This window comes from Pseudomonas sp. NPDC088414 (genome assembly GCF_044753325.1).
Taxonomy (GTDB): domain Bacteria; phylum Pseudomonadota; class Gammaproteobacteria; order Pseudomonadales; family Pseudomonadaceae; genus Aquipseudomonas.
In genome coordinates, this window is sequence record NZ_JBIVMY010000028.1 from 66,161 (window position 1) to 76,864 (window position 10,704).

A 10,704-nucleotide genomic window follows, 5' to 3' on the forward strand; every position below is an offset into this window, starting at 1 on the left:
TGTGGGAGCCAGCCTGCTGGCGAAGGCGGCTCAGGCCGCGCTGGAGATGTCCTTGGGCAACCGCTGATCGATCACCTGATACAGCGCGCTGCTCTCGGGCCAGTTGCGCATGAACCGTGCCCGATCCCGCGCATAGGCCGGTGCGAAACTTCCGACAGAGCCGTGCTGGCACATCGAATCCAGATCGATCAGCGCCCAGCGATCTTCCTGCCAGAACAGGTTATGCCCCTTGAAGTCGCCATGGCTAATGCGCTCGGCAATCAATCGTGCAAACAATTGATCCAGCGCCAACAACTCGGATTCCGGCGCCGCACCGCTTTCAACATACGGCGCAAAGCGCTCGATGATGTCCGGCCCCGGCAGGAACTCGGTCACCAGATAGGCGCGGCTGCGTAGCCACAAAAAGCGCTTTTCCAGCACCGCCAGCGGCTTCGGCGTAGCGATGCCGAGGAACGCCAGGCGATTGCCTTCGCGCCATGAATGCCAGGCGCGGCTCGGGCGCCAGAAGCGCTTGAGCCAGTGCGCAAAGCCTTTGATGTTGTAGCGCTTGATCACCAGCATGCGCCCGGCCACTTCGACCTTGCCGACGCTCGCCGCGCCGCCGGTCTTGTACAGATGGCCCTGATCGAGCAGCGCGTCGGCCTGCTCCAGTACCGGCAGCATCGCCGCTTCTTCCTCGCGACGGATCGCCCGCAAGCCAAACGCACCGCGCTGCACACTGAACAACGTGCACTCGCGGCCCACCTTGATCAGGTAATCCTTCAGCCGCCAGGCGCGCACCTTGGCGATCTGCTTCTGCAACGCTTCCAGCGGCAACGCGTGCTCGCTGTTGCTCAGCAGGTAATACACCAGCAATTCTTCGGTGAACGGCTCCAGTGACTTGGGCAACTGGGCGAAAAACACCCCGAGGTTTTCCAGCACTTTCTGCCGCGACAACGGCTGGCCAGCGGTCTCGGCGCAGATCCCGGCGCCATCGATCAGGTACAGCTGACCGCCCTGGCGCAGCAGGTTGTCCAGGTGCAGATCTTCCTGCCACAGGCCTTTGCCATGCAGTTGACCGATCGCACCCAGGGCCTCGGCGAGCACCGCCGATTGCTCGTCCGCCAGCACCGGCAGTGATTCGACTTTCTGCCAGGCATCACCGAGGCTTTCAGCACCTTCGAGGAACTCGAACAGCAGCCAGCCGCCCTCGCCATCCTTCAGGCCATCAGCCAACAACAGCGGCGTGGTCAGACCTTGTTCGGCGAGCAACTTGACGCCCGCCAGTTCGCGCTGAAAATGCCGCGCAGCCTTACTGCCCACCAGCAATTTGGCCAGCACCGGCCGCCCGCGCCAGACCCCGGCACCGACATAGCGCTGCCCCGGCAGCACCCGCAGCAAGCTCAACAACTGCAAATCCGCAGGACCGGCCGCGTCGGCCAGGCTGATCGTCAGCGGCAGACTCGGCGCACGTCCGGCGTTTTTCAGCTCCGACAAGCGCATCAACGGGTCTCCTTGCGACTGCGTCGTGCAGTCAGGCGCGTCACCCAGCTGTCGACCAGCGAACTATCGACTGGCTGATCGAGATAGACCGCGAGCAACTCGCGCAATTGCGCCTCGCTCCATTCCGGCGCGCGACGCAGCAGCGGCTCCAAGTCCTTGACCCGGTCGCGCATGCCGAACAGCAGGGGCCGGGTCTTTTCCAGGTCGATCAACTGCGCCTTATACGCGTCGCCATCAGCCTGCAAAAAGATGTGTTTCGGATAAAAGCAGCCGTGTACCTGACGCACGCCGTGCAGCTGGCGCGCCAGTTGTCCACAGGCCTTGAGAATGGCCGATTGCTGCGCGGTGCTCAGCTCGGACCAGCGTTGCAGCAACGAGTCGAGATCATCCCAGCCGTCGAGGGCACGGGTCAGCAGGATCGCCTGGACGTCGCCCTTGACCTTGCGCTCACCGAAGAACGCCGCTTGCAGCGCCGGGATCCCCAACTTGTTGTAGCGGCTGATGTTACGAAACTCGCGGGCGAAACTCGGCTCGCCGAACGGCGCATGCAGGGTGCGGGTCAGGTAGTTGCTCTGGCGCTTGAGGTAGTAGGCCTGCCCTTCCAGCTCCAGGCGAAATACGCTGCTCCAGCCACCGCCATCGGTGTTCGGTTCGTCGACGGCTTCGAGCTGTTTGGCCCAGAGCGCATCGAAAGTGCCGAGGCCATGACGCTCAAGCAGCGCCCGGTCTTCAACGGCCAGGAAATCAGTCATTCGCGTCCCTCGAAAAATCTCACTACGTGGCGAATCCGTTTCTTGTCGGCGGCATTGAGCCGATCACGTCCGCGGTATTGCAGGTAGAAGCGCAGGCGCTGGGTATTCGACAGGTGATATTTGGCCACCTTGTCGAGACAGGCCAGATCCTTGGTGATCCGGTACTTGAGCCAGAAGCCGCGCCAGAATTCGCCGTTCGGGCAGTCGATGAAATACAACTGCGCCTGATCGTCGATCAGCAGGTTGCGCCACTTCAGATCGTTATGAGTGAAACGGTGGTCATGCATGATCCGTGTGTAAGCGGCCAATTGCCGGCTGACACCATCGACCCAGGCGCGATCCTTGAGTTTCGGATCGTTGCGTTCGGCCAGCGCCGAGAGGTCTTCGGTGCGCGGCAGCTCGCGGGTGATCATGGCGCCACGGGCATAGGCCGCGCCACGTCGCTCCAGACCCCAGGCCACCACTTCGGCGGTGGGAATGCCCCACTTGGCGAAGCGCTTGAGGTTCTGCCACTCCATCTTCACCCGGGGCTTGCCCAGATAACGGCGCAAGCCTTTACCGGCGCCGACGTAGCGTTTGACGTAGTAATTCACACCGTTGCGCTGCACGCGGATGACTTCGGACAGCGGATCACGGGTCAGACGTTCGCCCTGCAGGGCAAACACCGCTTCGAGGCTGCCGAAATCTTCGGCCAGTTCGCGGTATTGCGGTTCAAGCGTCCAACCCGCCATCAGAGCGCATCCCCGTAACGCTGTTTGCGCGCATAAAGCTTGTTGGCCTTGCCTTCGAGCCAGCTCAGCAACGGCGCTTCTTCGGCGAGGATCTGCCGTAGCGGCTGCTGGAAGTAGCCTTTGAGGAAACGCAGCTTGTCGCGTCGGGTCAGACCGATGTCCAGCGCCGAGAAATACAGCGCGGCCAGGTCCTTGTTGCGCCAGCGTTGAGTAATACGTTGGCGAGTCTGGGCGCGGTGCAGGTCGATCACCGACAGCTTGAAATCGCCCGGGGTGATCGGCTTGTCGGTGTGCAGCAGGAAGTGGCAGATGTAGCAGTCGCGGTGGTTGACCCCGGCGCGGTGCATCATGCCGGTCATGCGCGCGACTTCAGCGATCAGCGCGTGCTTGAGTTTCGGCTGCGGCGGGTTCTTGACCCAATCGATGCTGAAGTCTTCGAGGCTGATGGTCGGCGCCAGCTCTTCGGTGACGATGAACGAATGCTGATCCGCCGGGTTGCTGCCCTTCTCGCCGTAAGCCACGGCGGTCATGGTCGGCACCCCGACTTCCTGCAACCGCTGGATTGCCTTCCACTCCTGACCTGCGCCAAGCACCGGCAGCTTGGCGGTCAGCAGGTTCTTGAAGATCTCGCCCCAGCCGATGCCCCGGTGGATCTTGACGAAAAAACCGTTGCCGTCGACTTCCGTGCGCAGCGTGCGTCGAGCTTCCAGCTCGCGATAGACCTCGCCCTGCAAGCCTTCGACTTCGGCGAACGGGTCGCGCCCGGCCCAAAGGCTCTTGAACGGTTCAGCCAGCATCAACTTCATTTAAGCGTGCTCCGCCAGAATCACATCGGCCGCGTGCTGCGGCATGCTGTAGAGGTCGGCCGTTTCGGCGAAGGCCAGACCATTGCGGCTCCAGGCCGCGCGTGCAGCGTCGTCATTCAACATGTCAGTCAGGTATTGCGTCAGTTGCGCCTGATCGAACGGTTCGTCCAGCACACGCCCGGCGTCCGCCTCGGCAATGTAATGGGCATAACCGCAGACCGCGCTGACCAGCACCGGCAACCCGGCGACCAGCGCTTCGAGCAGCACGGTGCCGGTGTTTTCGTTGTACGCCGGGTGGATCAGCAGATCGGCGCCGAGCAGGAAACGCGGGATATCGCTGCGGCCCTTGAGGAACGTCACGTTGTCGCCCAGGCCCAAAGTCGCACTCTGCATCTGGAACAATTTGGGGTCATCCTGGCCGATTACAAACAGCCGGGTGCGCTTCTTCAGCTCGGCGGGCAGTGCGGCCAGCGCCTTGAGGCTGCGATCGACGCCCTTGGTCTTGAACCCGGAGCCGATCTGCACCAGCAGCAGTTCGTCGTCCTTGAGGTTGAATTCGGCGCGGAAACCGGCACGAATCTCGTCGGCATCCGCCGGCCGGCGACGATCCTGGGCGATACCCGGCGGCAGCAGGTGGAAACGCTCCAGCGGCGTGTCGTAATGCTTGATGAACAGCGGCTGCTGCACTTCGGAAATCATCAGCACTTCGGTTTTCGCGTCCTTGGCGAACACCGCGCGCTCGTATTCGGCGAAGTGCCGGTAGCGGCCCCAGCGGCGGTACAGCGAATGGCGCAGGTTCTGCGCCTTGTCTTCAAAGCAGCCGTCGGCAGCGTAATAGACGTCCAGCCCCGGCATCTTGTTGAAGCCGATCAGGCGATCCACCGGGCGCTTGGCCAGATCCGCTTCCATCCACGCGCTGAGTTTTTCGTTGCGCCGATGGTTGAAGAACGCCTTGACCGGCGCCACCAGCACTTCGAAACCGGGCGGCACGTCGCCTTCCCAGATCAGGGTGTAGACGCGAATCTGATGGCCGCGCTTCTGGCATTCGAGGGCGATACGCATGAAGTCGCGCTGCAAGCCGCCGAACGGGAAGTATTTGTACAGGACAAAAGCCAATTGCATCAGCGCAGCTCCTCAGCCATTAACAACGTGCTCAGACGGCTGGCGACACGCTCGGGGTTTACACGCGTGAAGCACAGAGGCTGCTCGCGTTTCAGGTCAAACTGACGGGCATCCTGCGCGGTCGGTTGATACGTACATTTCTTTTGCAGGCACGGGGCGCAGGGGAAATCACTGGCCATGTGAATCTGCACCTTGCCGTAGGCGCCGGTCAGGCCCGGATTGGTCGGGCCGAACAGGGAAATCGTCGGCACATCCAGCGCGGCGGCCAGATGGCCGAGACCGGTGTCCACCGCCACGCAGGCCTGGGCGCCGGCCAGCACTTTGCCGACCCCGGCCAGGTTCAGCTTCGGCAACACTTCGGCGTGCTTGAAACCAGCGGCGATACGCTCGGCGCGGGCCTTCTCCTGCGGGTTGCCCCACGGCAGTTTGACCCCGACGCCCAGATAGCCGACGCGCTCGGTCAGCTCGCGCCAGTAGGCTTCCGGCCAGTGCTTGGTGTCCCACGTGGTGCCGTGCAGGAACACCACGAAAGCGCTCTTGCGCGGCAATTCCACCAGACGCTCGACGTTGAGGCCGTAGTCGCCCAGCCCTTTGGGCAGGTCATAACCGAGAGCGATGGCGAACAGTTGACGCACTCGCTCCACCGCATGCTGCCCGCGGGCCACCGCCAGTTTGCGGTCGTAGAAACGCGCGGCGATCGGCTCACGCGCCGAGCCTTTGTCGAGGCCGGCCACTGGGGCTTTGACGTAACGCGTCAGCCAGGCGCTTTTCAGCAGGCCCTGGGCGTCGATCACCAGGTCATATTTGTTCGCCCGAACGGACTGCTTGAAGCGCTTCCACTCGCCGCTCTTGATCGTCTGCCAGAGGTTCTTGCGCCAGCGGCGGATCGCCACCGGAATCACCTTGCCGACGGCCGGGTGCCAGGTCGGAATCTCGGCGAAGCCTTCTTCCACCACCCAGTCGAACTTGATTCCGGGGATGGCCCGGGCCGCGTCGGTCAGCGCCGGCAACGCGTGAATCACGTCGCCCAGCGATGAAGTCTTGATCAGCAATACCCGCAACTTAATGAACCTCGACCACGGAGCCCTGCAGTTTCTGCAAGGCATCGTTGACCGCGTCCGGCATCAGCTGGCGCAGGCAGTTGTAATGGCCGAACCGGCAGGTACGGTCGAAGCACGGGCTGCAATCGAGTCCCAAACGAACGATTTCGACGTGCTCGGCCAGCGGCGGAGTGAAGCCCGGCGAAGTCGAGCCATAGACCGCCACCAGCGGACGGTTCAGCGCCGCCGCAACGTGCATCAGGCCGGAGTCGTTGGACACCACCGAGTCGGCACAGGACATAAGGTCAATGGCCTCGGCCAGCGAGGTGCCGCCGCTGAGGTTGACCGATTCTTCACGCAGGCCGGGAATCAGCCGTGCACGAATGTCTTCGCCCACCGCGTGATCGTTCTTCGAGCCGAACAGCCACACCTGCCAGCCTTCGCGAATCCGCGCTTCGGCAACCTTGGCGTAATGCTCGGACGGCCAGCGCTTGGATTCGCCGAACTCGGCGCCGGGGCACAGGGCCAACACCGGGCGGTCGAGGGTCAGGCCGAACTTGGCCAGCGCCGCTTCGCGGGTCACCGGATCAATTTGCAGGCTCGGACGCGGATACGGTTTCGGCAGCTCGGTGTTCGGCTCGTAAGCCAGCGCCATGAAGCGCTCGATCATCAGCGGATAACGTTCTTTATCCAGCGTGCGCACGTCATTGAGCAGACCGTAGCGGAATTCGCCACGCCAGCCGGTGCGTTGCTTGATGCCGGCGAAGAACGGCACCAGCGCCGACTTCAGTGAGTTCGGCAGCAGGATCGCCTGATCGTACTGGCCGGCCAGGGACTTGCCGATTCGCCGGCGAGTGGCCAATTCCAGTGCGCCATGGCCGAGCGGGAAGCTCAAGGCCTTGCGCACTTCGGGCATGCGCTCAAGGATCGGCCGGCTCCACTCGGGGGCCAGCACGTCGATTTCGCATTGCGGGTGGCGCTGCTTGAGACACTGAAACAGTGTCTGCGCCATCACCATGTCACCGACCCAACTGGGCCCAACGATCAGAATATTCATGTGGTTTCCATAAACGAACCGGGGAGGCCAATGCCTCCCCGCCTCGAGAATCCAGCACCCACCAGCACTGGCTGGAGGGTCATTTGGACGAGCCGGTAAGGACTCGTCAGATCAATTCGTACATTCAGCATAAACCTCTGTGGCGAGGGAGCTTGCTCCCGCTGGGCTGCGTAGCAGCCCCCAAACGTCACATCACTTTATACCTGACACACCGCGCCGCCTGACTGACGACTGCTTCGCAGCCGAGCGGGAGCAAGCTCCCTCGCCACAAGGGCTAGCCTCCATGCTCGATGAATCAGCTTAGCCCCAACTCTTTCCAGATCCGCAATACCTGCCGGCGCTCCTCGACAAACTGGTCGCCTGCAATCACCCCGGCATCCTTCTGCAAGGCCTGCCGGTGGGCGGCGGAGCGGTAGGCTTTATAGGCCTCGCGCAACAGGCTGGCGTCTTCGGCAGGCATCAGCCCTTCGTGTTCCAGCTCTTCCAGAATGCGGATGTTATCGGTCCAGCGCAGCAATGGCGGGTGGCTGTGCGACCACGCCAGGGCCGCGTATTGCACCATAAATTCAATATCGACGATACCTCCGGCGTCCTGCTTGAGGTCGAACGGCGCCGTGGCCTCGAAGGCATTTGCCGCGGTACCGGCCGCCGTGCTCTTGCTGCCGAGGTTATCGCGCATCTTGGCGCGCATCTCGCTGACTTCCTGTTGCAGCTTCGCCAGATCCCGCGCCTTGCCCAAAACCTGCGCGCGGACTTTCTCGAAGGCCTGACCGACATCCTGACTGCCCACCAGCACCCGCGCCCGCACCAGGGCCTGATGTTCCCAGGTCCAGGCTTCATTTTCCTGATAGCGCTCAAACGCCCCGAGCGAACTGACCAACAGCCCCGACGCGCCGGACGGGCGCAAACGCATATCCACTTCATACAGCTGACCGGAGTTGGTCTGCGCCGTCAGCAAGTGAATGATCCGCTGCCCCAGCCGGGTGAAGAACTGCGCGCCATCGATCGGCTTCGGCCCGTCGGTTTCCGCCTGCGGATCACCGTCATGGATGAACACCAAGTCCAGGTCCGAACCATGCCCCAGTTCCAGCCCGCCGACTTTGCCATAACCGACAATGATGAAGCCGGGATCGCACAAACTGCCATCGGTGCGCAGCGGCGTGCCGTACTTGGCCACTGTCTGACGCCAGGCAAGGGCCAGCACTTGTTCGAGAATCGCTTCGGCGAGCCAGGTCAGGTAATCGCTGACTTTCATCAACGGCAGGCTGCCGGCGATTTCCGAGGCGGCAACGCGCAAGCGGTGCGCCAGTTTGAAATGACGCAGGGCTTCCATCTGCTGTTCGAGGTCGTCTTCAGGGATCCGCGTCAGGCGCTCGCGCAGCTCGGCGGCGAGTTCCGGGGCCAGTGGCGGCTTGAACAGCCGGCCTTCATTGAGCAACTCGTCGAGCAGCAGCGGGAAACGGGTGATCTGTTCGGCAATCCACGGACTGGCCGCACACAGCGTCAGCAAGCGCCGCAGGGCGCCGGGGTTTTCCGTCAGCAACACTAAATAAGCCGAACGTCGGGCCACGGCTTCGACCAGTGGCAGCACCCGCTCCAGCACCAGATCCGGGTTGTCATGCTCCACCGCCTGCGCCAGCAGGCGCGGAATAAACGCATCGAGACGCTCGCGACCCAGCCGCTGCATCGCGCGCAATTGCGGGCTGCCACGCAAACCGGCCAGCGCCTTCAGGGCCTTGGTCGCATCAGCAAAGCCGCCCTCTTCGAGCTGTCGGCAAGCGGCCTCTTCATCCTGCTCCTCTTCCCACAGCGGCAACCATTCACCGCCCACCACCACTTCGCAGTCGGCGCCCTCTTCTTCATCGGGATCGGCGATCACCTGCGCGAAGTGCCAGGCCACCCGGCCGCGCCAGAACATCAGTTTTTCGTGGAAGGCGTCCCAATCGGCGAAACCGAGCATGAACGCGATCCGTGCCTGATCCTGAGCGCTGTCCGGCAACATCTGGGTCTGGCGATCGGCAATCGCCTGGATCGCGTGCTCGGTGTAACGCAGGAATTCGTAACCTTCGCGCAGCTCGCTGATCACCGCCGGCGGCAGATAACCCTGCCCTTCCAGCGTGCTCAGCACCTTTAATAGAGGACGCTGCTGCAGGCTGAGGTCGCGCCCGCCGTGGATCAACTGGAAGGCCTGAGCGATGAACTCGACCTCGCGAATCCCTCCGGAGCCGAGCTTGATATTGTCGGCCATGCCCTTGCGCCGCACCTCCTGCTGGATCAACTGCTTCATGGTGCGCAGCGCTTCGATCGCCGAGAAGTCCAGATAACGCCGGTAAACGAACGGGCGCAGCATGTCGAGCAACTGTGCGCCCGCCGCTTGATCACCGGCCACCACCCGCGCCTTGATCATCGCGTAGCGTTCCCAGTCGCGGCCCTGATCCTGGTAATACTGCTCCAGTGCATTGAAGCTCAGCACCAGCGCGCCGGATGAACCGTACGGACGCAGGCGCATGTCGACGCGGAACACGAAGCCATCGACGGTCATCGGATCGAGGGCCTTGATCAGGCGCTGACCGAGACGAATGAAGAATTCCTGATTATCCAGCGCGCGTTTCACGCCGACGGTTTCGCCGCCCTCGGGGTAGGCGAAGATCAGGTCGATATCCGAAGACAGGTTCAGCTCGACCGCGCCGAGCTTGCCCATGCCGAGAATGACCATCTGCTGCGGCAAACCGCTGCGCCGGCCGGTCGGTGTGCCGAATTGCTGGCAATGGCGGCTGTACAGCCATTGGTAGGCCTGGTCGATGGTGGCGTCGGCCATGTCGGAAAGGTCGCGGCAGGTCTGCACCAGATCGGCCTGACGGTTGAGGTCACGCCAGATGATCCGCACTTGATGGCGGGCGCGCTGGCGGCGCAGGACGCGACCGAGTTCGTCTTCGCTTTGCGCGGTGTTCACGGCGGCGGCAATCTGCGCGCACAGCTCTCCTGGCGCGAACGGCCGGTCGAGTTCACCAGACTGCACCAGCGACAGCAACATCAAAGGGTCACGAACGCTCTGTTCAATGACGAAATCGCTGGCGGCACTGACGCGGGCGAATTGCGCCCAGCGTTCCGGCGTCCAGTTCGAGAAGCCGAGATCGTCTTCCAGCGCGGCGACGGCCGTACGGAACGACTGCTCGGATCGAGTGACCAACGGCAAGAGAATGGCGGGGAGTTCGGCAAGCACGGGCAGGGTCATGGTCTATCCTTGATCGGCGTGTAAATGGCCGCTTGTAGTGTTTGATGAAAACCCGCTACGCGAAGGACTGTCGAACAAAAGTTAGAAATAGCTGAAATTTCTTCTTCTTTGGCATCCAGCATCAAACTTTCACCTTTTTCGGATGGTAATCGACCAACCTTAACGATTATTCTCACAACGCAGTCGGAGGCCACAAGCCTTTCCTCTGTAGTTTTACTACTCGTCTATACAGGCGAAAGGCTGAAATGCTCAAAGATTTGTAGTAAAACTACACGCCGCCGAAACAACCTGTCGGCAATCCAAGAATTTTAAATCGTCTGCCCACAAGGCCAGTCGCAAACTCAGGCAACCGATTCTGGAAGCCTTTCCGCCCTGGAGCAAGCCATGCAAGACCTCGTTCCTTTCTTATAGATGGTATGTGTGTAGTGTATGGAATGTGTTTTCGTCTTTGTTTTGTTATAGGTTGTTGACTTTTTTTT

9 protein-coding genes are annotated in these 10,704 nt (G+C 62.1%); all 9 read right to left on the reverse strand.

Going from position 1 to position 10,704, the window contains the following annotated elements; all coding sequences use genetic code 11:
- Positions 1 to 30: 30 nt before the first annotated feature.
- The 9 genes from ACIP8I_RS20970 to ACIP8I_RS21010 all read right to left on the reverse strand — a co-directional run bounded on the left by ACIP8I_RS20970 (position 31) and on the right by ACIP8I_RS21010 (position 10,347).
- On the reverse strand, positions 31 to 1,482 hold the full coding sequence (locus tag ACIP8I_RS20970; protein ID WP_400763565.1) for a lipopolysaccharide kinase InaA family protein: 1,452 nt from the start codon (positions 1,480 to 1,482) through the stop codon (positions 31 to 33).
- Positions 1,482 to 2,234 carry a lipopolysaccharide kinase InaA family protein gene (locus ACIP8I_RS20975; protein ID WP_400763568.1) on the reverse strand — a complete coding sequence of 251 codons (753 nt, stop codon included), beginning with the start codon at positions 2,232 to 2,234 and terminating at the stop codon, positions 1,482 to 1,484. Before ACIP8I_RS20975 ends, ACIP8I_RS20970 begins: the two co-directional genes overlap by 1 nt.
- Positions 2,231 to 2,965 carry a lipopolysaccharide kinase InaA family protein gene (locus ACIP8I_RS20980; RefSeq protein WP_400763571.1) on the reverse strand — a complete coding sequence of 245 codons (735 nt, stop codon included), beginning with the start codon at positions 2,963 to 2,965 and terminating at the stop codon, positions 2,231 to 2,233. Before ACIP8I_RS20980 ends, ACIP8I_RS20975 begins: the two co-directional genes overlap by 4 nt.
- On the reverse strand, positions 2,965 to 3,771 hold the full coding sequence (gene rfaP / locus ACIP8I_RS20985; protein ID WP_400763574.1) for a lipopolysaccharide core heptose(I) kinase RfaP: 807 nt from the start codon (positions 3,769 to 3,771) through the stop codon (positions 2,965 to 2,967). Before rfaP ends, ACIP8I_RS20980 begins: the two co-directional genes overlap by 1 nt.
- Positions 3,772 to 4,893 (reverse strand): glycosyltransferase family 4 protein, encoded by a 1,122-nt coding sequence (locus tag ACIP8I_RS20990; RefSeq protein WP_085701065.1) that lies wholly within the window; start codon positions 4,891 to 4,893, stop codon positions 3,772 to 3,774.
- On the reverse strand, positions 4,893 to 5,954 hold the full coding sequence (gene waaC / locus ACIP8I_RS20995; protein WP_400763577.1) for a lipopolysaccharide heptosyltransferase I: 1,062 nt from the start codon (positions 5,952 to 5,954) through the stop codon (positions 4,893 to 4,895). Before waaC ends, ACIP8I_RS20990 begins: the two co-directional genes overlap by 1 nt.
- Before the next feature lies 1 nt (position 5,955).
- A complete protein-coding gene (waaF, locus tag ACIP8I_RS21000; protein ID WP_400763580.1) occupies positions 5,956 to 6,990 on the reverse strand; it encodes a lipopolysaccharide heptosyltransferase II in 1,035 nt (344 codons plus the stop codon).
- A 295-nt stretch (positions 6,991 to 7,285) separates the two neighbouring features.
- Positions 7,286 to 10,225, reverse strand: a complete 2,940-nt coding sequence (glnE, locus tag ACIP8I_RS21005; protein ID WP_400763582.1) for a bifunctional [glutamate--ammonia ligase]-adenylyl-L-tyrosine phosphorylase/[glutamate--ammonia-ligase] adenylyltransferase — start codon at positions 10,223 to 10,225, stop codon at positions 7,286 to 7,288.
- Positions 10,222 to 10,347 carry a hypothetical protein gene (locus tag ACIP8I_RS21010; RefSeq protein ID WP_256198919.1) on the reverse strand — a complete coding sequence of 42 codons (126 nt, stop codon included), beginning with the start codon at positions 10,345 to 10,347 and terminating at the stop codon, positions 10,222 to 10,224. Before ACIP8I_RS21010 ends, glnE begins: the two co-directional genes overlap by 4 nt.
- Between the last annotated feature and the right edge of the window lie 357 nt (positions 10,348 to 10,704).